Annotated in this window: 18 protein-coding genes; 11 read left to right on the forward strand and 7 right to left on the reverse strand. The window is 71.2% G+C overall.

Translation table 11 applies throughout. The annotated features are described in order from the left end of the window. Nucleotides 1-12 precede the first annotated feature (12 nt). Nucleotides 13-1986, forward strand: a complete 1974-nt coding sequence (locus KI385_RS32635) for an ATP-dependent DNA helicase (protein ID WP_238575656.1) — start codon at nucleotides 13-15, stop codon at nucleotides 1984-1986. A 161-nt stretch (nucleotides 1987-2147) separates the two neighbouring features. On the opposite strand, the gene lexA is transcribed toward KI385_RS32635, so the two are convergent. After that, on the reverse strand, nucleotides 2148-2948 hold the full coding sequence (gene lexA / locus KI385_RS32640; RefSeq protein ID WP_128504242.1) for a transcriptional repressor LexA: 801 nt from the start codon (nucleotides 2946-2948) through the stop codon (nucleotides 2148-2150). A gap of 558 nt (nucleotides 2949-3506) precedes the next feature. Here lexA and nrdR point away from each other — a divergent pair. Further along, on the forward strand, nucleotides 3507-4037 hold the full coding sequence (gene nrdR, locus KI385_RS32645; protein ID WP_128504244.1) for a transcriptional regulator NrdR: 531 nt from the start codon (nucleotides 3507-3509) through the stop codon (nucleotides 4035-4037). 124 nt (nucleotides 4038-4161) lie between these two features. Beyond that, nucleotides 4162-7041, forward strand: coding sequence for a vitamin B12-dependent ribonucleotide reductase (locus KI385_RS32650; protein WP_238575657.1), 2880 nt, complete (start codon nucleotides 4162-4164; stop codon nucleotides 7039-7041). On the opposite strand, the gene KI385_RS32655 is transcribed toward KI385_RS32650, so the two are convergent. Further along, nucleotides 6938-8446 (reverse strand): MFS transporter, encoded by a 1509-nt coding sequence (locus KI385_RS32655; RefSeq protein ID WP_342593483.1) that lies wholly within the window; start codon nucleotides 8444-8446, stop codon nucleotides 6938-6940. The genes KI385_RS32650 and KI385_RS32655 overlap by 104 nt on opposite strands. A gap of 130 nt (nucleotides 8447-8576) precedes the next feature. Between KI385_RS32655 and KI385_RS32660 the strand changes: the two genes are divergently transcribed. After that, nucleotides 8577-9125, forward strand: a complete 549-nt coding sequence (locus KI385_RS32660) for a CGNR zinc finger domain-containing protein (protein WP_238575658.1) — start codon at nucleotides 8577-8579, stop codon at nucleotides 9123-9125. A 58-nt stretch (nucleotides 9126-9183) separates the two neighbouring features. Here the strand turns inward: KI385_RS32660 and KI385_RS32665 are convergent, their stop codons facing one another. Beyond that, nucleotides 9184-9705 (reverse strand): TerD family protein, encoded by a 522-nt coding sequence (locus KI385_RS32665; RefSeq protein WP_238575659.1) that lies wholly within the window; start codon nucleotides 9703-9705, stop codon nucleotides 9184-9186. A 206-nt stretch (nucleotides 9706-9911) separates the two neighbouring features. Further along, complete coding sequence (locus KI385_RS32670) at nucleotides 9912-10499, reverse strand: TetR/AcrR family transcriptional regulator (RefSeq protein ID WP_238575660.1); 588 nt, start codon at nucleotides 10497-10499, stop codon at nucleotides 9912-9914. Nucleotides 10500-10667: 168 nt separating this feature from the next. Here KI385_RS32670 and KI385_RS32675 point away from each other — a divergent pair, with 168 nt between their 5' ends. Continuing rightward, on the forward strand, nucleotides 10668-12080 hold the full coding sequence (locus KI385_RS32675) for an amidase (protein WP_238575661.1): 1413 nt from the start codon (nucleotides 10668-10670) through the stop codon (nucleotides 12078-12080). 69 nt (nucleotides 12081-12149) lie between these two features. Further along, nucleotides 12150-12755 carry a YdbC family protein gene (locus KI385_RS32680; protein WP_238575662.1) on the forward strand — a complete coding sequence of 202 codons (606 nt, stop codon included), beginning with the start codon at nucleotides 12150-12152 and terminating at the stop codon, nucleotides 12753-12755. 27 nt (nucleotides 12756-12782) lie between these two features. Here KI385_RS32680 and KI385_RS32685 read toward each other — a convergent pair whose 3' ends face one another. Next, nucleotides 12783-13559 carry a TetR/AcrR family transcriptional regulator gene (locus KI385_RS32685; protein ID WP_425357000.1) on the reverse strand — a complete coding sequence of 259 codons (777 nt, stop codon included), beginning with the start codon at nucleotides 13557-13559 and terminating at the stop codon, nucleotides 12783-12785. A 78-nt stretch (nucleotides 13560-13637) separates the two neighbouring features. Between KI385_RS32685 and abc-f the strand changes: the two genes are divergently transcribed. The 5 genes from abc-f (at nucleotide 13638) to KI385_RS32710 (ending at nucleotide 18722) form a co-directional block, all read left to right on the forward strand. Beyond that, a complete protein-coding gene (gene abc-f / locus KI385_RS32690) occupies nucleotides 13638-15257 on the forward strand; it encodes a ribosomal protection-like ABC-F family protein (protein ID WP_238575663.1) in 1620 nt (539 codons plus the stop codon). A gap of 172 nt (nucleotides 15258-15429) precedes the next feature. Next, a complete protein-coding gene (locus tag KI385_RS32695; RefSeq protein WP_238575664.1) occupies nucleotides 15430-16089 on the forward strand; it encodes a histidine phosphatase family protein in 660 nt (219 codons plus the stop codon). 11 nt (nucleotides 16090-16100) lie between these two features. Beyond that, a complete protein-coding gene (locus tag KI385_RS32700) occupies nucleotides 16101-17009 on the forward strand; it encodes an ADP-ribosylglycohydrolase family protein (protein WP_238575665.1) in 909 nt (302 codons plus the stop codon). A gap of 297 nt (nucleotides 17010-17306) precedes the next feature. Further along, complete coding sequence (locus KI385_RS32705; protein WP_238575666.1) at nucleotides 17307-18008, forward strand: ribonuclease HII; 702 nt, start codon at nucleotides 17307-17309, stop codon at nucleotides 18006-18008. A 66-nt stretch (nucleotides 18009-18074) separates the two neighbouring features. Then, complete coding sequence (locus KI385_RS32710; RefSeq protein WP_238575667.1) at nucleotides 18075-18722, forward strand: hypothetical protein; 648 nt, start codon at nucleotides 18075-18077, stop codon at nucleotides 18720-18722. Between the two features lie 200 nt (nucleotides 18723-18922). Here KI385_RS32710 and KI385_RS32715 read toward each other — a convergent pair whose 3' ends face one another. Both KI385_RS32715 and KI385_RS32720 read right to left on the reverse strand, forming a co-directional pair. Continuing rightward, nucleotides 18923-19639, reverse strand: coding sequence for a hypothetical protein (locus KI385_RS32715; protein WP_425357001.1), 717 nt, complete (start codon nucleotides 19637-19639; stop codon nucleotides 18923-18925). A gap of 222 nt (nucleotides 19640-19861) precedes the next feature. Then, nucleotides 19862-22027, reverse strand: a complete 2166-nt coding sequence (locus KI385_RS32720; RefSeq protein WP_238575668.1) for a RecQ family ATP-dependent DNA helicase — start codon at nucleotides 22025-22027, stop codon at nucleotides 19862-19864. Nucleotides 22028-22071: the final 44 nt, after the last annotated feature.

Here is a 22071-nt window from a genome sequence, read left to right on the forward strand (position 1 = left end):
GCTTGCAGCGCTATGACGAAGCCCTCCCTCCCCGATCTGCTCCATGCCGCCGTCACCGCCGTCGGCGGCACTGAGCGCCCCGGCCAGGTGGCGATGGCTGAGGCCGTCGCCGGCGCCGTGGACGACGCCTCCCATCTGCTCGTCCAGGCGGGCACCGGCACCGGAAAGTCCCTCGGCTATCTGGTCCCGGCGCTCGCCCATGGCGAAAGGGTCGTCGTCGCCACGGCCACCCTCGCGCTGCAGCGCCAGCTGGTCGAGCGCGATCTGCCCCGCACGGTCGACGCGCTGCATCCGCTGCTGCGCCGCCGCCCCGAGTTCGCCATGCTCAAGGGCCGCGCCAATTACCTCTGCCGGCATCGCCTCAACGAAGGCGTCCCGCAGGAAGAGGAGGACGGCCTCTTCGACGTCTTCGAGCAGGCGACCCCGACCAGCAAGCTCGGCAAGGACCTGCTGCGCCTGCGGGAGTGGGCGGACGAGACGGAGACCGGCGACCGCGACGACCTCACCCCGGGCGTCTCCGACCGCGCCTGGGGCCAGGTCTCGGTCTCCTCCCGGGAGTGCCTGGGCGCCTCGAAATGCGCGTACGGGGCGGAGTGCTTCGCCGAGGCCGCCAGGGAGCGGGCCAAGCTGGCCGATGTCGTCGTCACCAATCACGCGCTGCTCGCCATCGACGCGATCGAGGGCGCGCCGGTCCTTCCGCAGCACGAGGTCCTGATCATCGACGAGGGCCATGAGCTGGTGTCCCGGGTCACCGGCGTCGCCACCGGCGAGCTCACCCCCGGCCAGGTCAACCGCGCCGTCCGCCGGGCCTCCAAGCTCGTCAACGAAAAGGCCGCCGACCAGCTGCAGACCGCGTCCGAGACCTTCGAGCGCCTCATGGAGCTGGCGCTGCCCGGCCGCCTCGAAGAGATCCCCGAGGACCTCGGCTACTGCCTGATGGCGCTGCGCGACGCGGCCCGTACGGTCATCTCCGCGCTCGGCTCGACCCGCGACAAGTCGGTCCAGGACGAGGACGCCGTCCGCAAGCAGGCCCTCGCCTCGCTGGAGACCGTCCATGCCGTCGCCGAGCGCATCGCGAACGGCTCCGAGTACGACGTGGTCTGGTACGAGCGCCATGACCGCTTCGGCGCGTCCCTGCGGGTGGCGCCGCTCTCGGTCTCCGGGCTCCTTCGCGAGAAGCTCTTCGACGACCGCTCGGTGGTCCTCACCTCCGCCACCCTCAAGCTGGGCGGCGACTTCAACGGTGTCGCGGCCTCCATGGGCCTGGCCCCCGAGGGGACGGAAGGCGAGGACATCCCGGTCTGGAAGGGCCTGGACGTCGGCTCCCCCTTCGACTATGCGAAGCAGGGGATCCTGTACGTCGCCAAGCATCTGGCCCAGCCGGGCCGCGAGGGCAGCCGCACCGACATGCTCGATGAGCTCGCCGAGCTGATCGAGGCGGCCGGCGGCCGCACCCTCGGCCTGTTCTCCTCCATGCGCGCCGCCCAGGCGGCGGCCGAGGAGCTGCGGGGCCGTCTCGACGTGCCGATCCTGCTCCAGGGCGAGGAGACTCTTGGCGAGCTGATCCGGACCTTCGCCTCGGATGCCCGTACGTGTCTGTTCGGCACGCTGTCCCTCTGGCAGGGCGTCGATGTGCCCGGCGTGAACTGCCAGCTGGTGGTGATGGACCGGGTGCCGTTCCCGCGCCCGGACGACCCGCTGATGAGCGCCCGCCAGAAGGCCGTGGAGGAGGCCGGCGGCAATGGCTTCATGGCGGTCGCGGCGACGCATGCGGCCCTGCTGATGGCCCAGGGCGCCGGCCGTCTGGTCCGGGCCACCGGCGACCGAGGCGTGGTCGCCGTCCTCGACCCCCGCGTCGAGCGCGCCCGCTACGGCTCCTTCCTCCGCAAGTCGATGCCCGACTTCTGGTACACCACCGACCGCAACCAGGTCCGCCGCTCCCTCGCCGCCATCGATGCGGCAGCAAAGGCCCAGCCCGAATCCTGAGACGTCGCCAAGTCCGGTCTTGTACCGCAACCATCAATGGAGCAACCCCACCGGACAACAACCCCTTCCGCGAAAGCGGCCGCGGCTTAGCGGCAGAGGGCAGCAATAACCAAGCCCCGGAACCGGCGCAGTGGTTCCGGGGCTCGGTCGTGAGGGGTGGGTCAGACGCGGCGGAGTACCGCCACCACCTTGCCGAGGATGGTCGCCTCGTCGCCGGGGATCGGCTGGTATGCGGAGTTGTGCGGCAGCAGCCACACATGGCCGTCCTCGCGCTTGAAACGCTTGACGGTGGCTTCGCCGTCCAGCATGGCGGCGACGATGTCGCCGTTCTCGGCGACCGGCTGGCGGCGGACCGTGACCCAGTCGCCGTCGCAGATCGCGGCTTCGATCATGGAGTCGCCGACGACCTTCAGCACGAAGAGTTCGCCGTCACCGACGAGCTGGCGGGGGAGCGGGAAGACGTCCTCGACCGATTCCTCCGCGAGGATCGGGCCGCCGGCGGCGATCCGGCCGACCAGCGGGACGTAGGACGCGGCGGGTTTGCCGGCGGTCTCCGTCGCCGCGGTGGAGGTCTGGTCGGAGCCGCGGACCTCGTACGCCCGGGGGCGGTGCGGGTCGCGCCGCAGGAAGCCCTTGCGTTCGAGGGCCATGAGCTGGTGGGCGACGGACGAGGTGCTGGACAGACCGACGGCCTGGCCGATCTCGCGCATCGACGGTGGATAGCCGCGTCGCTGTACCGAATCCCGGATCACTTCGATCACCCTGCGCTGGCGGTCGGTGAGTCCGGAACTGTCGGCTCGGATTCCCGGCGGTCGGCCGGGCAGCGAGCGGGCGGGCTTCTGCTCTTCGGAGTCCAACGTGGCGTCGTCCATCGGTGGCCGCTGTGCCTTCTGCGGATGCTCGAACCGGCTCTGGGAGTGGCTTTGTGCGGTGATGGTCGCGCTGTCTGCGGTGGTGGTCACGTCGGCCCCTCTCGAAATGTTCTCCCTAGTTAGCCAACGGTAGTTGCTTTCGAAAGGTTGCGCCAAACACACGTTCGAGTGAAATATTCACCGATTTGCTGACCCGATCAAGTGGCTGGGTGTATGGCCGAAGGGCATTCCGGGCCTTCGCCGCACGCTTTCGTCCGGCACGTCCGGTCGGCCGGCGAGCCGGATCGGCGACGTATCGACGACGTAGGGAGCCCGCGCCGGCCGGGCCGCCGCGGCCCGGCCGATTCTGTCATCCCGGCCCCGCCGCACCGCCGCCCGGGTGGCTTCCCGTACCCTCGTGGGCGACCGTCCGGCCCGCCTCCACCGCGACACGCGGTAGGCAGATGTAAGCGGCCCGACACCACATCTAGTGGTTGGATGCGGTCGGTCGCCCAGAAGTTGTGGTGCCTGGTCCTTCAAGGCCCCGGTATCGCCTATGCTGGTGGCTGCTTCGGAGGGCCCGTACGGACCGGCCGGGGGTTATTCGTCGTACGCCGGGATCGATGGCGTACGTACGTCCGTATAGCGAGTGTTGAGGAGGGTGGAGCGATGCACTGCCCCTTCTGCAGGCACCCGGACAGCCGGGTCGTCGACAGTCGCACCACGGACGACGGGACGGCGATCCGCCGGCGCCGCCAGTGCCCCGACTGCTCCCGCCGTTTCACCACCATCGAGACGGCATCGCTGATGGTGATCAAGCGGAGTGGGGTCACCGAGCCCTTCAGCCGCAACAAGGTCATCGCGGGAGTGCGCAAGGCATGCCAGGGGCGCCCGGTCACCGAGGACGCCCTCGCCAAGCTCGGCCAGCGGGTCGAGGAGGCGGTGCGTGCCACCGGCAGTGCCGAACTGTCCACCCATGACGTCGGCCTCGCCATACTGGGCCCGCTGCAGGAACTCGACCTCGTCGCGTACCTGCGCTTCGCGTCCGTTTACCGGGCGTTCGATTCACTTGAGGACTTCGAGGCGGCCATCGCCGAGCTGCGGGAGCAGCGCGAGCAGGGACCGCCCGGGCAGGACTGCGGGATCGACGGGGAGGCCGGCGGTCCGGCAGTCCCCGTGCCCGCCACCGCCGCCGACTGAGCTCGGCGCGCATCCAGGACCTGTATCGGGGCGCGAGCAGGGCGTCCCGGTATCAGAAAGACATACACCGTGCCACGGAATGAGTGCGCACATATGGGCGTTTGCCCGTATACAGGGAGGCGGCATGACAGAGACGACGAGCGGCCCGGCACGAGGCTCCCGCGCCAAGGGCAGCAAGGCGAGCAAGGGTCTGCGTATCGAGCGCATCCACACCACACCCGGCGTGCATCCGTACGACGAGGTGGAGTGGGCGCGCCGTGACGTCGTCATGACCAACTGGCGCGACGGCTCGGTCAACTTCGAGCAGCGTGGCGTCGAGTTCCCCGACTTCTGGTCGGTGAACGCGGTCAACATCGTCACCAGCAAGTACTTCCGCGGCGCGGTGGGCTCCCCGACCCGGGAGTCGAGCCTCAAGCAGCTCATCGACCGTGTGGTCAAGACGTACCGGAAGAGCGGCGAGGAGAACGGTTACTTCGCCTCCCCGGCGGACGCCGAGATCTTCGAGCACGAGCTGGCCTACGCGCTGCTGCACCAGGTCTTCAGCTTCAACTCGCCGGTGTGGTTCAACGTCGGCACCCAGCAGCCGCAGCAGGTCAGCGCCTGCTTCATCCTCTCCGTGGACGACTCCATGGAGTCGATCCTGGACTGGTACAAGGAAGAGGGGATGATCTTCAAGGGCGGCTCCGGTGCCGGCCTGAACCTCTCCCGTATCCGCTCCTCCAAGGAGCTGCTCTCCTCCGGCGGCAACGCCTCCGGCCCGGTCTCCTTCATGCGCGGCGCCGATGCGTCGGCCGGAACGATCAAGTCGGGCGGCGCCACCCGCCGCGCGGCCAAGATGGTCGTCCTGGACGTCGACCACCCGGACGTCGAGGCCTTCATCGAGACCAAGGTGAAGGAGGAGGAGAAGATCCGCGCGCTGCGCGACGCGGGCTTCGACATGGACCTGGGCGGCGACGACATCACGTCCGTCCAGTACCAGAACGCCAACAACTCGGTCCGGGTGAACGACGAGTTCATGAAGGCCGTCGAGGCCGGCTCGAAGTTCGGGCTGCGCGGCCGGATGACCGGTGAGGTCATCGAAGAGGTCGACGCCAAGGGCCTGTTCCGCAAGATGGCGGAGGCCGCCTGGGCGTGCGCCGACCCCGGCATCCAGTACGACGACACCATCAACCACTGGCACACCTCGCCGGAGTCGGGCCGGATCACCGCGTCCAACCCCTGCAGCGAGTACATGCACCTGGACAACTCCTCGTGCAACCTCGCCTCGCTCAACCTCCTGAAGTTCCTGCGCGACGACGACCTGGGCAACCAGTCCTTCGACGCCGAGCGCTTCGCCAAGGTCGTCGAGCTGGTCATCACCGCGATGGACATCTCCATCTGCTTCGCCGACTTCCCCACCGAGAAGATCGGCGAGACCACCCGCGCCTACCGCCAGCTGGGCATCGGCTACGCCAACCTCGGCGCCCTGCTGATGGCCACCGGCCACGCCTACGACTCCGACGGCGGCCGCGCGCTGGCCGGTGCCATCACCTCCCTGATGACCGGCACCTCCTACAAGCGCTCCGCCGAACTGGCCGCGGTCGTCGGCCCGTACGACGGCTACGCCCGTAACGCCGACGCCCACAAGCGCGTCATGAAGCAGCACTCCGACGCCAACGGCTCCGCGGTGCGCATGGACGACCTGGACACCCCGGTGTGGGCCGCGGCGACCGAGGCCTGGCAGGACGTGCTGCGCCTCGGCGAGAAGAACGGCTTCCGTAACGCCCAGGCCTCCGTCCTGGCGCCGACCGGCACCATCGGCCTGATGATGGACTGCGACACCACGGGCGTCGAGCCGGACCTGGCCCTGGTCAAGTTCAAGAAGCTGGTCGGCGGCGGCTCCATGCAGATCGTGAACAACACGGTCCCCAAGGCGCTCAAGCGGCTCGGCTACCAGCCCGAGCAGGTCGAGGCGATCGTCGCCCACATCGCCGACCACGGCAATGTCGTCGACGCCCCCGGCCTCAAGCCGGCGCACTACGAGGTCTTCGACTGCGCCATGGGTGTCCGGTCGATCTCCGCCATGGGCCATGTGCGCATGATGGCCGCCGCTCAGCCCTTCCTCTCCGGTGCGATCTCCAAGACTGTCAACGTCCCGGAGACGGCCACCGTCGAGGAGATCGAGGAGGTCTACTTCGAGGGCTGGAAGCTCGGCCTGAAGGCGCTCGCGATCTACCGCGACAACTGCAAGGTCGGCCAGCCCCTCTCCGCCAAGAAGAAGGAAGAGACCAAGGTCGAGGCGAAGGCCCCGGCGGAGAAGAAGGTCGTCGAGTACCGCCCGGTGCGCAAGCGCCTCCCCAAGGGCCGTCCGGGGATCACCACCTCCTTCACGGTCGGCGGTGCCGAGGGCTACATGACCGCCAACTCCTACCCGGACGACGGTCTCGGTGAGGTCTTCCTGAAGATGTCCAAGCAGGGCTCGACCCTCGCGGGCATGATGGACGCCTTCTCCATCGCGGTGTCGGTCGGCCTCCAGTACGGCGTGCCGCTGGAGACCTACGTCTCGAAGTTCACCAACATGCGCTTCGAGCCGGCCGGTATGACGGACGACCCGGACGTGCGGATGGCGCAGTCGATCGTCGACTACATCTTCCGCCGCCTGGCGCTGGACTTCCTGCCGTTCGAGACCCGCTCGGCGCTCGGCATCCACTCCGTCGAGGAGCGCACGCGCCACCTGGAGACCGGCTCCTACGAGCCGTCCGAGGACGAGGTCGACGTCGAGGGCCTGGCCCAGTCGGCGCCGCGCCAGACGGAATCGGTGAAGGAGTCCGCCCCGGCGATGAAGATCGTCGAGGAGGCCGCCGCGCCGGCTCCCAAGCAGGCGCACACCAACGCCGAACTGGTCGAGATGCAGCTGGGCATCAACGCCGACGCACCGCTGTGCTTCTCCTGCGGGACGAAGATGCAGCGGGCCGGCAGCTGCTACCTGTGCGAGGGCTGCGGGTCGACCAGCGGCTGCAGCTGAGCATGAGCGGGCCCGCGCGGGAGAGCTTCTCCCGCGCGGACCGCGGCGCGGGCTGAGGTAGCTCGTGGGCTTTGAAGGGGACCGGCCGAGTGCCGGTCCCCTTCGTCGTGCCCGGGGTCATGGAACCGGCGGCTGTCCGGGGAGAGCTCAGGGGAGGGCCCGGTGGGGCGCCTGCGGCACCCGGGCCGGCGGGTGCGGGGCGTCGCCGCCGGGGCGTGCCCCACGACGGATCAGCGTGTACAGGAGCGCGGCGGCTAGCTGGACAGCGGCGATCCCGAGCAGCAACAGGGGCGGCGGTCGCGCCGACGAGGGTGGCTCCGCAGGCCGCGGCCGTGATCTTCAGCCCGGCCCCCAGGGTGAAGACCTGCGCCCGGGTACGCGGCGGGGCGTACCTGGCTCGGATGCGGAGGGTCGCGGTCAGCAGCGGACCGTCGCACACGCCCGCCAGGACGAACAGCGCCGCACCGGCCGTCGGTGACGGTACGAGCGCGGCGGTGGCCAGCGCGAGGCCGGTGCCGCACAGGGCGAGCGTGGCCAGGCGCTGGTCCGAGAGGGGCGGCTGCCACCGGGCCACGGCCAGCGAGCCGAGGAGTGCCCCGATGGCGAACGCGGTCATCAGGATGCCGCCCGCTCCCGGATGGCCCCGGTGGCCGGCGAGCAGCACCGTGGTGGTCGTCAGGCCGCCGATACCGCCGAAGGCCAGACAGGTGCCCGCGGTGATCGCGCGCAGTTCAGCGGTGCGCCAGACGGCTGCCAGCCCCGCCGCCAGGTCCGCCCGCAGCGAGGTGGCCGGCGCGGGGCCCGCCGAGGCCTGCTCGGCGCGCCCGTACGGCAGCCCGGCGACCAGCGCCGCCGCGGTGGCTGCCGCGCAGCCGAGCAGCATCATCGCCGCGCCGGGCGACGCCAGGACAGCCACCACGCTGACCGCGGCGGGACCGGCCACCGAGGCGGCGTTGTAGACCGCCGCATCCAGCGCGTACGCACGGTCGCGCCGCGCGCCCGGTGGCAGCAACCCGGCGATCAGGCTGGAGAGCCCGCCGGAGACGACCGGACCGCAGCCGCCGCCGATCAGGGCGACGGCGAGCGTCAGCGGGGCGGGGGCACATCCGACGAGCCGGGACAGCGCCGCGATGGCGGTGGCGAAGCCGCCCAGGGCGCCGAGATAGCACAGCCGGGGGCGCCGTATCCGGGTGGTAAGGGCGCCCACCAGGGGCGCGGCGACCACATGCGGCGCCATCCAGGCGGTGAGGACGAACGCGCCCTGGGCCGCGCTTCCGACGCGCTGCAGTGCCAGCAGCACCATCGCCACTGCCATGCCCTCCTCCGCGAGGCGGGCGAAGAAGGCGGTGGCCAGGTAGAGCGGTAATCCTGATCGTGCTCCTGAGGCGGCGGGGCGCCGGGGCATGCGCATCTCCAGGTCCGATTTCCGTGGGGTAACGGCTTCTTTGTTCAAGACGTTACATTGGAGGGGTGCACGAGCCCATGGGGCAGGGGAATGCGGTTTGAGGAGTGGGCGGATCGTGAAAAATGGTGCGGTGATCGAGCCAGGCTTCCGGCCTGCCGAGCGGCTGATCGATCTCGCGAACGCGGTCCGCGCGGATCCGGATCTCTCCAGGGACGCACTGGCCGGACTGCTCGCGCGCCACGGGGAGAGCCCCGACGATCTCACCGAGCAGGCGTTCTCGGCGGACGATGCCGACGGCCTGCGGACGGCCGCCGCCCGTCTGGCCGCGGTCCTCACCGAGACCGACACCGACCGGGCGGCCCACGCCATCAATGCGCTGCTCGCGGCATGCGGTGCCCGGCCGCGCCTCTCCCGGCACGGCGGGCACGCCTGGCATCTGCATGTCGATCGCGGTGACGATGCGAGCTGGGCGGACTGGTTCCTCGCCTCCAGTGCCCTGGCGCTGGCTCAGATTCTCACCGAATACGGGCGCGTCCCGTGGGGAGAATGCGCGGCCTCCCGGTGCACCACTCTCTACCTGGGCACCGGCCCCGGGAGCGCGCGCCGCTACTGCTCGACCGCCTGCGCCTCACGGGCGCGGGTCGCGGCCCATCGCCGCCGCAAGAGGGAGGGCGCCTAACGGCGCGAAGGGGGGCGGTCGTCTGCCGCCTCCCCTCGCTTGCCGTGGTGCGGTTCCTTCAGCGCCCCATCAGCCCGGCGAACGCCTCCGGGTCGGTGTCGAAGCCCCGGAGCGCCGCACGGAATCGCCAGTTGCCCGTCTCGTCCCGGGTGAACTCGGCGACCGTCGCCGCGGTGGCCCCGGCGACCTCGGTGAAGTCGCTCTGCGCCAGGTCGGTGTACCCCTCGCGGATCCGAACGGCGGTGTTCTCTATGTCGCCGAAGACCTTGCGGCCCTCGCCCTGCTGGATGGCCACTCCGACGACGACCCGGCTGTAGGTGTCGGCCAGCCGGTCCAGTTCCAGCGTCATGATCTCGTCGAAACCGAACCCCTGGCCGGTCCGGCTGTCCCGGTTGAGGGTGATGGTCCCGTCGGGTGACCGGCTGTCGAAGTGCACCAGATAGGCCGGGTCGCCGTGCGGTGCGTCGGCCGTGTAGGTCGCCGCGACGATGTCGAGGTCATTGTCCGGGGTGCCGATGGGGCTGGGGTCCCACTTGAGCGTTACCTCGACCTTTTCGATCCCTTTGCTGAGCGTGCTCACCGGGCTTCCCTTCCTTCATCTCCCGGGGATGCGGCCCGACCTGCGCGGTCACGCGGCCAATCTCCCGGGACTTCCCGTTGGCTGACCATCGTGCCACGCCTGACGCCCCGTGGGGTGGGATGAACTGTCCCTGGTCAGAGGCGGATTGAGGCTGGTTCAGATGGCTTGAAAGTGCCGTCCGGCCAGTTGGGTCGCGGGGGTCCGGATCAGGATGCGCGCTCGTTCCAGAGGCGGTTGAGGTGGCCGTCGAGCACGTCCAGCGCCATGGCGGGGGAGAGATGGCCGATCAGGACGTGGGTGGTGAGGCCGTCGGCGAGGGCGAGGAGGGTGCGGGCCGCGCGGTCCGGGTCCGGGGTGTCGGCGGCCTCGGTGATCAGCCGGGCGAACGCCGTCTGCAGGCCGGCGTAGTTGGAGCGCAGAATTTCGGCCAGCGACGGGCTGACGGCGGCCTGGGCGACAAAGGCGAGCCAGACCCGGGCCTCGGCGCGATGCTCCTCCTGGAGCAGCGAGACCTCGGTGGTGGCGTGCCCCAGTGCCGTACGGGCCGACTGGGCGGGCGATTCGACGAGCCGGGCCGTCACCCGTGCGGCGATCCGTTCGCCGATGTGGCCGAGCGCGAAGACCAGCATCTCCTCCTTGGTGGCGAAGCAGCGCTGGACGGCCCCCATGGACACCTCCGCGCGGGCCGCCACATCGCGCAGCGTCACACCTTCCAGGCCGCTCTCGTCGGCGAGTTGACACACGGCCTCGGCGATCTGTCGGCGTCGGCTCTCGTGGTCGACCTGCTTGGGCATGCCGCGCACTCCGGTTATTCGATGCGTACGTATCGGTGACAAGGTTACGATGCCGAAGTGATGCAAGCGCATCGGAACGTCTTCGTGCCGGGAACTGCGGCCCTCTGCGCCGGGGTACGCGGATGAGGCATCCAGGAGGGCCCCAGGGGCCGGGGAGAAGGGGAGGTCATGCGCAACGCGCTGTGGAAAATGGCGGCTCGCGCCCAGGCGACGGCGGTACGCAGCGGAGAGGTGTCGGCGGTGGAGCTGGTCGACGCCCATCTGGAGCGGATCGCGACGGTCAATCCGGCCGTCAACGCCGTCACCCAGCTGCTCGCCGAGCGGGCACGGGCCGATGCGGCGGAGATCGACCGCAGACGAGCGGCGGGCGACGAACTGGGGCCACTGGCCGGTGTGCCGTTCACCGTCAAGGAGACCACCGCCATCGAGGGTGTGCCGACGACCTACGGCGCAAAGCGCTTCCGCGACTTTGTCGCGCGCTCCGATGCGCCCCCGGTGGCGCGGCTGCGCGCGGCGGACGGCATCCCCATCGGGCACAGCAATATGCCGACGCTCATCCTGGCCGGTGTCCACACACGCAGCGAGCTGTTCGGAGACACCGCGAATCCGTGGAGCGGTGCGGTCACTCCGGGCGGGAGCAGCGGCGGCGACGGCGCTGCCGTGGCGAGCGGGATGGTCGCACTGGGGCTCGGCAACGACTCCGGAGGGTCGGTGCGCATCCCCGCGTCCTTCTGCGGCGTCGCGGGACTGAAGCCGACCTACGGGCGGTTCGCCGCCGATCACCGCATCGGACCGGACGATCCCGCGCTCGCCGCGCAGGTCCTCGTGGTCGACGGCCCCTTGGCCCGTACGGTCGATGATCTCCGGCTCGCGTACGAGGTGCTGGCCGGGGCCGATCCGCGCGACCCACGGACGGTGCCGGTGCCGCTCCACGGCGAGCCGTTGACCCGTCCCCCGAAGGTGGCGATGGTGACGGACCCCGGTGGGCGCGGGGTACACCCCGCGGTGCGCAAGGCCGTGGAGAGCGCCGCGGGCGCGCTCCGGGATGCCGGGTACGAGGTGTGCGAGGTCGCCGACGTACCGCGGCTGGACGATGCCCTTGAGGTCTACGGCCGGATGACCCGCACGGAGTTCGCCACCACCTGGCCCGTCGTCAAGCCGCTTCTCGGGGAGGGTGGCCATCGCTATATCGAGATGGGGATGGCGAAATCCGCCCCTGTGGAGCTGGCGGAGTATCTGCGGCTGACCGGGGTGCGCATGGGCATCCAACGGGACTGGGCGGTGTTCCTGGACGAGTATCCGCTGGTCCTGGGGCCGGTGTTCACCGATCCGCCGTTCGCGCCGGACGAGGAGGTGCGCGACGAGGAGAGCCATCAGCGGGTGCAGCACGCCATGCGGCTGTGCACCGCGACGAGCTTCGTCGGCGTGCCCGCGGTGGCCGTGCCCACCGGGGTGGTGGACGGGCTCCCGTACGGGGTGCAGGTGATCGGGCGCTCCTACCGGGAGGACCTGTGTCTGGAGGCGGCCGAGGCGGTGGAGCGGCGGCTGGGCGTGCTGACGCCCATCGACCCGCGCCCGTAAGGAAGTTCGGGGTGGTCGGAATGTGACGCGCAGTGATCCCGGTTTGCTCTCGGGCCGTACGATGGCGCGGTGCTGGTCAAGTGGATTCGCCTCACCGTTGTGGACCGTCGAGGGTTCGAGCGGGGGCAGCGGAAATGGGCGGGGCTGCTGGGTGAGCCGGGGTTTCGAGGGCAGGGCGGGGGGTGGAGCCGGGGGCGGCCGGGCGTCGCGCATCTGGTGGCCTTCTGGGAGAGCCGGGCGTTCTACGACTCCTTCATGGCGCGCTCGCACGACCGGCTGGCGGCCGCCCAGGTCGGCACGTACAAGGACGCCCAAGTACGGCTGTTCGAGCACGAGTTTGATGTGAAGGTCGGCTTCCGCCCCGTGTTCATGGACGTGGATGTGCTGCGGCTGGCGCACTGCCAGGTGCGCCAGGACCGCGTGGATCACTTCATGCTGATGCAGGAGAAGGTCTGGAACCCGGCGATGGCGGGTTCGCCGGGAATGCTGCGGGGGATGCTGGGGCGGGCTCCGGGGGAGGAGTTCTTGGTGCTGTCGATGTGGCAGTCGGCGGCCGAGCGGGGCAAGTACCGGCCCGAACGGGTGGAGCGGCTGGCGCTGCGTGCCCAGATAGCCGCGGACGTCCGGGCGATCGCGGGAGATGTGGTGCAGCTCGAACCGTCGTGGACGGTGTGAACGGCGGAGGCCTTCGGGTGAGCGGGCTCAGGGAGCCGCGCCGGGGATGGTATCGACGGGGCCGCGGGTGGTGAACACCCCTGCGCGGGCCGCGGCCAGCGCTGCCGCCGCGGCCTGGTCGGCGAGCGCGTCGTCGACCGGCTCCCGGGTGATGAACAGACGGAAGAACAGCGGCGCCGAGACGGAACGGACGAGCGCGCCGGCATCGATGGTGCTGTGCGGGGCGGAGTCGTCGTACCGGGCGGCGTCGGCGGCAGCGCCCGTCGGCGCACGGCCCGGACCCGGTGCCGCAGGCAACTCCCCGCGGTGGACCGCGCGTTCGACGATGACCTCGCAGCGCGCGAACCGCTCGGCGTAGTACGCGCGCAGCGCGGCGGCCGCCCGCTCCGACTGGAAGCCGGCGGCGATCATCGCGGAGCCTGACGCGGCCACCGCCGGATCGGTGAAGGACGCCACGACCTCGCGGGCGAGGGCGCGCAGATCGCCCTCCAGGGAACCGGTGTCGGGCGGGACCCAGCTGTCCTCGCCCGCCAGGTCCAGGGCGTCCGCCACCAGGCCCTCGACGTCCTTCCAGCGGCGATAGAGCGTCGTCTTGTGCACGCCGGAGTGCTCGGCGACATATTCGACCGTCAGGCCGGGGTAGCCGTGCTCGGTGAGGCCTGCCAGCACGGCGTCGCGGACGGCGGCGCGGGTGCGTGCCGTGCGGCCGCCGGGGCGCCGGGTGCCGGGCGTGGGCGCGCCGTCGCCGGTCCCGCCCGCGTTCTCGTTCACCTTCTCGTTCGCCGTCTCGCCAGACAAGTGCAACTCCTGTTGCGTTAGTGGGTTTCGTGTGCCATTCTCATCGTAACGCAACTCGGGTTGCATTTGCCTTTGGAGGATGGATTGCCCACTCAGATCTCCTTGCGTGACATCACCAAGTCCTACGCCGACCGACTGCTGCTCGACGGCGTCTCACTGTCGATACGCCCCGGCGACCGCATCGGGATCGTGGGGGAGAACGGCGCCGGAAAGTCGACGCTGCTGCGCATCATCGCGGGCGCCGAGCAGCCCGACGAGGGCCAAGTGGTGCTCTGCGCCGACGGCGGCATCGGCTACCTCGGCCAGACCCCCGACCTCCCGCCCGACAGCACCGTGCAGGACGCGATCGACGCCGCCCTGGCGGACCTCAGGGACATGGAGCGCAGGCTGCGGTCGCTGGAGAGCGGGCTCGGCGACGCCACGCCCGGCAGGCTGGCGGAGTACGGCGATCTGCTCACCCTCTTCGAGCTGCGTGGCGGCTATGAGGCCGACGCCCGCGTCGACAAGGCGCTGCATGCCCTGGGCCTGGCCCAGGTGGACCACGACCGGCTGCTCGGCAGCCTCTCCGGAGGCGAACAGGCCAGGCTGGGGCTCGCCTGCCTGATCGCCGCGGCACCCGAGATCATGCTCCTCGACGAACCCACCAACCACCTCGACGCCGCGGCCCTCGACTGGCTGGAGGACGCCCTGCTCGCCCATCGCGGCACGGTCCTCACCGTCTCGCACGACCGGCTCTTCCTCCAGCGGATCGCGACCGCGATCGTCGAGGTCGACGCCGACCGCCGCGGCATCGTCCGCTACGGCGACGGCTACGGCACCTTCGTCGCCACCAAGGCCGCCGCCCGCCGGCGCTGGCAGCAGGACTACGCCCAGTGGTGCGAACAGATCGCCCAGCTCACCGACTTCGCGGCGGGCACCGCACGCGACGTGGCCCCTGGCCGAGCCATCAAGGACGGCAACAAAATGGCGTACGACCGGGACAAGGGGCGCGTCCAGGCCTCGGTGGCCGGCCGCGTGCGCAACGCCCAGGAACGACTGCGTAGGCTCCGCGAGAAGCCTGTCCCCAAGCCCCCCGAGCCGCTCCGCTTCCGGGCGGCGCCGGGCATCGGCGAGGCCGAGGGCACCCTCGTCCGGCTCGACGGGGTGCGGGTCGGGGACCGGCTCGCGGTGGACTCCCTCACCGTCGCCGCCGGCGAACGCCTCGTGATCCACGGCGCCAACGGCGCGGGCAAGACCACGCTGCTCCGGGTCCTGGCCGGCGTCACCGCACCGGACAGCGGGACGGTCCAGCGCCGAGGGCGGATCGGCTACCTCGCGCAGGAAATACCCGTCTCCCGCCCCGCCGAGCCCCTGCTGACCGCGTTCTGCCGGGGCCTGGCCGGGGACACGGAAGAGCTGACCGCCCTGCTGCTCTCGTTCGGCCTGTTCCGGGAGCGCGACCTTCAGGTGCCCGTCGGGGCTCTCTCGGCCGGCCAGCGACGCCGGCTCGCGCTGGCCCGCCTGCTGGCCCGCCCGGCGGACCTGCTGCTGCTCGACGAGCCCACCAACCACCTGGCGCTCGACCTTGTCGAAGAGCTCGAAGCGGCCCTGGCCGTGTGGCCCGGCGCGCTGGTCGTCGTCTCCCACGACCGGCTGCTCCGGCGGCGCTTCGACGGACGCCTCTACGAGATATGTGAAGGCCGCCCGGCCCTGGCCGCCCACTGACCGCACGCACGCCTGCCGACCCAACGTCGCGCGCCCCGATCCCGCATGAACGATCGACCGCAGCCGCAGCCCCGAGAGCCGGCAGGTCACGGCCGGCTCCCGTGCGTAAGGGGACACGGTTGCGACCACAGCTGCGTGCGACGTGTACAGGGCAGGCGCCTAGGCTGGCGGCATGGCTCGGCCCCGACGCATCGTTCTCATCCGGCACGGAGAATCGGAGGGGAATGTCGACGACACCGTCTACGAGCGGGAACCCGATCATGCGCTCTCCCTCACGAAGACCGGGCGGCGGCAGGCGGAGGAGGCCGGTGGCCCACTGCGCGAGATGTTCGGCGACGAGCAGATCTCCGCGTATGTCTCGCCCTACCGCCGCACCCACCAGACCTTCCACGAGCTCGGCCTGGACCCCGACAAGGTCCGGGTGCGCGAGGAACCCCGGCTGCGCGAGCAGGACTGGGGCAACTGGCAGGACCGTGACGACGTACGACGGCAGAAGGCCTACCGCGACGCCTACGGCCACTTCTTCTACCGCTTCGCCCAGGGCGAGTCCGGCGCGGACGTCTACGACCGGGTCGGAGCGTTCCTGGAGAGCCTGTGGCGCAGCTTCGAGGACCCCCACCATCCGCCGAACGTCCTGATCGTCACGCACGGCCTCACCATGCGGCTGTTCTGCATGCGCTGGTTCCACTGGACGGTGGCCGACTTCGAGTCGCTGTCCAACCCGGGCAACGCGGAATGGCGCACCCTGCTGCTCGGCCCGGACGGCCGCTACACCCTCGACCGGCCCTTTGACCGCTGGTGTAAACCCGAGCCTTATGGCGTCACCGGTTAGAGTGCACAGCGATGACCCTCGACCATCGTGACGCAGACCGCTGTGCGCGGGCTCTGGCGAGCCTGCGCGGACTTTCCGTGGGCGACGCCCTCGGATCCCAGTTCTTCGTCCCCGCCCATTACCCCTCTCTCAAGCGCCGCGAGCTGCCCCCCGCTCCCTGGCAGTGGACCGACGACACCGAGATGGCCTGCTCCGTCCTGGCCGTGCTCACCACCCACGGCCGGATCGACCAGGACGCCCTCGCCCACTCCTTCGCCGACCACCACGACTTCGACCGTGGCTACGGCCCCGCCGTCAACCGCATGCTCCGGCTGATCCGCGAGGGCGGCGACTGGCGCGAGCTGGCGTCCGGACTCTTCAACGGTCAGGGCTCGTGGGGCAACGGCGCCGCCATGCGGATCGCTCCCCTCGGCGCCTGGTACGCCGACGACCCCGAGCAGGCCACGCACCAGGCGGAGATCTCCGCCTACACCACCCACCAGCACCGCGAGGCCGTCGTCGGCGCCATGGCCGTGGCCGCCGCGGCTGCCCTGGTGGCCGACCCGACGCGCGAGATCGGCCCCGAACAGCTGCTGAACGGAGTGCTGGAGCTGATCCCGCGCAGCGCCGTACAAGCCGGACTGCGCCGGGCCCGCGACATGCTCGACTACGCCGACCCTGGGACCGTCGCCGCCGTCCTGGGCTGCGGACGGCGCACCAGCGCCCACGACACGGTGCCCTTCACCCTCTGGGCCGCGGCCCAGCACCTCGGTAACTACGAGCGGGCGTTTTGGACCACCGTCCAGGCGGGCGGAGACGTCGACACCACCTGCGCCATCGTCGGCGGCATCGTTGCCGCCGGCCGCGCCGGCACCCCGCCCGAGCCATGGCTGGAGAGCACCGAGCCCCTCCCGTCCTGGGCCCCCACCCTCGCCGGCTGATCACCGCAGCACCGCCCTTCTCCTCACCCGACACGCGATGATCGTCCGCGTCCGCTCCCGTGCGCGCCCCTGACCCCAACGGGCGGCGCCGGGCGGCGACTTCACCCCCGTACGGTCACGCGCGCCCCGGGGAACAGCGGCCTCCGGCGCGGGCCCCACCAGGCCCCCGCGCCCCCTCGCATACCCGTCGGTAGCGGAACCGGCCGGTCCGCCTCCCGCGGTCACCGGGACCGGTTGTCACCAGGTTCGGATCCGATGCGGACGCCTGGGCCGAATAGGCGTAACCTTGCTGGCGCCATGCCGTACGAGCCCCCCACCCATACCGTCGAACGATCATTGCGCGCCACGACGGGCGCCAAGATCGTTGCAGGTATCGACGAGGTCGGGCGCGGAGCGTGGGCCGGCCCGGTCAGCGTCTGCGCCGCCGTCACCGGCCTGCGCCGGCCGCCCGACGGTCTCACCGATTCCAAGCTGCTGACCCCCAAGCGCCGCGCCGAACTGTGCGCTGTGCTCGGCGATTGGGTCACGTCGTACGCCCTCGGGCACTCCTCACCGGAGGAGATCGACGAACTCGGCATGACCGCGGCACTGCGGCTCGCGGCCGTACGCGCCCTGGAGGCGCTGCCGGTCCGGCCGGACGCGATCATCCTCGACGGCAAGCACAACTACCTGGGCGCGCCATGGCGGGTCCGCACGGTCATCAAGGGAGACCAGTCCTGCATCGCGGTCGCCGCCGCGTCCGTGATCGCCAAGGTGCGACGCGACGCGATGATGGCCGAACTGGGCCTGGAATACGCCGACTTCGACTTCGCGGCCAACGCCGGCTACCCCTCGCCGACCCATCGCATCGCCCTGGAGGAGTACGGTCCTACGCCGCACCACCGAGTGTCGTGGTCCTACATGGACGCCCTGCCCCGGTGGCGGCATCTGAAGAAGGTGCGCGTCACCCCCGAAGCAGCCGCTCTGGAGGCCGGTGGCCAACTCGGCTTCGACTTCTGAGCGGTGCGGACATCAATTCGGTACCCGATGACGTGTTCCGCACTTACGTTTGATAGACATCCCTTTATGCCTCTCATCCCCGAGGAGCCTCAGATTCACGAGAGTGTCCCGGGTCCCCGCGCAACCCCGGCCGCCGGCCGTACCGCGCCGACCCCCCGTCCCGTTCCTGGCCCCGGTCCCCGCCCCGCGCCTCCGCGTGGCGCCCCCGCGTCCAGTGCCCGTCCGGGCAAGCCCGGACCCGCTGCCCCGCCGCGTGGGCCTGTCGCCGCTCCGCCGGCGCAGCGCACCGGCTCCCCGCAGCCTCCCGCCGACCCGACCGGCACCGCGGGAGCGCAGCTCCAGCTCATTCCGGCACCCGCCGCCGGCGCCGTCGACGCTGCCGACGAGGCCGTCGACCTGCTGCTGGACTCCGGGCGTGCGCCGGGCGACATCCTGGTGCTGACCACCGGCGAGACCCACCCGTGGGCCGCGCATGAACTGTCCTTCGGTGAGGCGTCCTACTGGGCCCAACACGACGCCGTGGACGATGTGTTCTACGCGGACGCCACCGCCGAGCGGGCCACCGGCCGGCCGGTCGTGGTCGTCGCCGTCAACGGCGGTACGGACGAGGTCACCGCGCGGGCGCTGCCCACCGCGATGGCCCGTGCCGGAGCGTTGCTGATCGTCTGCGGTGACCCGCAGCGGATCAACAGCGTTCTCGGCGCGAACGCCTGACCGCTGTCGCTCGTAGCAGCCCGTCGGCCCCTGAGGCCGTCGGGCTCGCTCGCGCACCCGGACTCGAGGGGGCGTACACCTGCGCGAGCCGGTATGCCCCTGTCCTCTTCGGTGAGCGGTCCGGTTCGGCGGGCTGTCCGGCCGTGCCGGCCGAGGGGGCCCGCCTCCTTCTCGCGAGGGCTACGTCCGCCTCTCCTCGGTCAGCGCGCTGCCGTGTGCCGATGGGCTTCCGGGGCACCACCACCGGTGCGCCGGGGCGCCGAGCGGCTCTGTGCGACGGAAAGATTCGCGGCCGTGCGCTGCACATCAGGACGCGGCGCCGCCGGGCGACGGGCCGCCGTCATACGAACCGCCCCCGTACGGCGTGGTTCCGTGGCCGGCTTGTCCATGGGAGACGGCCTGGGACGGCGCCCGCCACGACCCTCGCCCAGTACTTGCCAGCGGTCGGGAGTCAGCGCGATGTACGCGCCGCAACGGAGCCCGTGCAGGGTGCAGGCGTCGCGCAGCCCCCACATCCACGCGCCGTCCGTCTCCGTCCAACGGGGCTCGCCCTCACGGCAGTAGAGCAGCACGGCCGTCCGGACCGGGGCGCGCAGCCGCAGGTCGTGCGGGGTGACCCGGCGCAGATGCGCCAGCAGGGCATTGCGGAACTCCCAGCCGTCGGGTGCGGCCGCGAACTCGGTGAAGGACGCACTGGCCGTCAACCGCTCCTGCGGATCAAGCACCGCGACAATGGCCGTCGACGGCCCCGGGCGATGACGATCGTGCAGGCCGGCGACGACCTCACGAGGGTTGCGCAGCAACGGAATACCGGCCGAGGCCCACTCTGCGGGCTCCAGCATCCGGCCCAGTCGGGCGGCGGGATCGGCGGACGCGGGCGGGGACACATGCGGGGGCGGGCCGAAGCCGAAGGTCACGTTCCTCCCTTCGTCTACGCGTCCGCAGGTCGGGCGGCGACCGGGCGCGCGTACGCACCACGACATGGCCCTGCCTGACCACGGACGGCCGGTGTACGGGGAAGCAACCCCAATTCTCGCGGTCGTACAGTCATGCGGCAACGAGCAATTTCCGCAGCCGCCCGCAATCACCCGGTACTTCGCAAATATCCCTGCCCGCTGCACCGGGCGGGGCTACGGCCTCTAGGCCTGTACGGCGAGGACCAGCGGGAACACCCCCGCTGCTCCGGCCCTGCGCAGCAGCCGCGCGGCCACGGCCAGCGTCCAGCCGGTGTCGGCGTAGTCGTCCACCAAGAGCACCGGGCCGCCCGCCGACGCCAGGGCCTGCGCCAGCTCCGGCGGCACGTCCAACGAACTGTGCAGGGCCCGCAGCCGCTGGGCGCTGTTGCTGCGCGGAATCCTGCCGTCGGCACCGTCGTCCACCGAGGTCACCACGCCCAGGAACGGCATCCGGCCGACCGCGGCGATCCGCTCGGCGAGCGACCGGATCAGCTGTGGGCGGCTGCTCGACGAGAGGCACACCACGCCCACCGGGCGGGGAGGGGCGTCCGCCGCACCGGATGCCCAACCCCCAGGGCCCTTGGCCCAGTCGGCGAGCACCGTGACCACCGCGGCCGCCACATCGTCGGGGACCGGTCCGTCCGGCGACTGCGGCGCCAGCATCGGCCGCAGCCGATTGCCCCAGCCGATGTCCGAAAGTCGCCCCAGGGCCCGGCCGGTGGAGGCCAGCTCGCCCGCCGGGATACGCCCCTTGAGGTCCACACCGACCGCCGGCAGTCCCGTCGGCCACATCCGTCGCGGCTCCACCTCCACGCCCGGGCGTCCCAGCTCACCGCGCGCCGCATCCAGCGATGCGGCGGACACCTCGGTGGTGAACCGCGCCCCGCCACAGTTGTCGCAACGGCCGCACGCCACCGCCGCCTCGTCGTCCAACTGCCGCCGCAGAAACTCCATCCGGCAGCCCGTCGTGGAGGCGTACTCCCGCATCGCCTGCTGTTCGGTCTCGCGCTGACGCGCCACCCACGCATAGCGTTCGGCGTCGTACGACCACGGCCGCCCGGTGGCCGTCCAGCCACCCTTGACGCGCTGTACGGCCTCGTCCACGTCGAGCACCTTGAGCATGATCTCCAGGCGCGAGCGGCGCAGTTCGACCTGCGGCTCCAGCGCCGGCAGCGACACCGGCCGCCCGGCGGCCGCCAGGACGTCCAGCGTCTGCCGCACCTGCTCCTCCGGCGGGAACGCCAACGACGCGAAGTACTTCCAGATCGCCTCGTCCTCACGCCCCGGCAACAGCAGCACCTCGGCGTGCTCGACCCCACGGCCGGCGCGGCCCACCTGCTGGTAGTACGCGATCGGGGACGACGGCGAGCCCAGATGCACCACGAATCCCAGGTCGGGCTTGTCGAAGCCCATGCCCAGCGCGGAGGTCGCCACCAGCGCCTTGACGCGGTTGGCGAGCAGATCGTCCTCCGCCTGCTGACGGTCGGCGTTCTCCGTCTTGCCCGTGTACGAGGAGACCGTGTGCCCCCGGTGCCGCAGGAAGGCCGTGACCTCCTCGGCCGCGGCGACGGTGAGTGTGTAGATGATCCCCGAGCCCGGCAGCTCGTGAAGATGGTCCGCGAGCCAGGCGAGCCGGTGTGCGGCGTCCGGCAGCGGCAGCACGCCCAGGCTCAGACTCTCCCGGTCCAGCGGCCCGCGCAGCACCAGCGCCTCGGTGGAGCCCTCACCCGTACCGAGCTGCTCGGCGACGTCGGCGGTCACCCGGGCGTTGGCCGTGGCCGTGGTGGCGAGCACGGGCACACCCGGCGGAAGGTCGGCGAGCATCGTGCGCAGCCGTCGGTAGTCCGGCCGGAAGTCATGACCCCAGTCCGAGATGCAGTGCGCCTCGTCGACGACCAGCAGGCCGGTCGCCGCCGCGAGCTTGGGCAGCACCTGATCACGGAAATCGGGGTTGTTCAGCCGCTCCGGGCTCACCAGCAGGACATCCACGTCGCCGGCCGCCACCTCGGCCTGGACGGTGTCCCACTCCTCGGTGTTGGCGGAGTTGATCGTGCGCGCGCGGATCCCGGCCCGCGCGGCCGCCTCGACCTGATTACGCATCAGCGCGAGCAGCGGGGAGACGATCACGGTCGGTCCGCTGCCGCGCTCCCGCAGCAGCGCCGTCGCGACGAAATAGACCGCGGACTTGCCCCAGCCCGTGCGCTGCACGACCAGCGCGCGGCGGTGGTCGGCGACCAGCGCCTCGATCGCCCGCCACTGATCTTCGCGCAGCCGGGCCGTGCCGCTGGAATCCCCGACGAGACGGGTCAGGACGGCATCGGCTGCGGCACGCAGCTCTTCGTTGCTCATGCCCCCATGCAACCCGATGCCACTGACATCGCGCGAACCCCGGC

Source organism: Streptomyces inhibens, from assembly GCF_022221585.1.
GTDB classification, from domain to species: domain Bacteria; phylum Actinomycetota; class Actinomycetes; order Streptomycetales; family Streptomycetaceae; genus Streptomyces; species Streptomyces inhibens.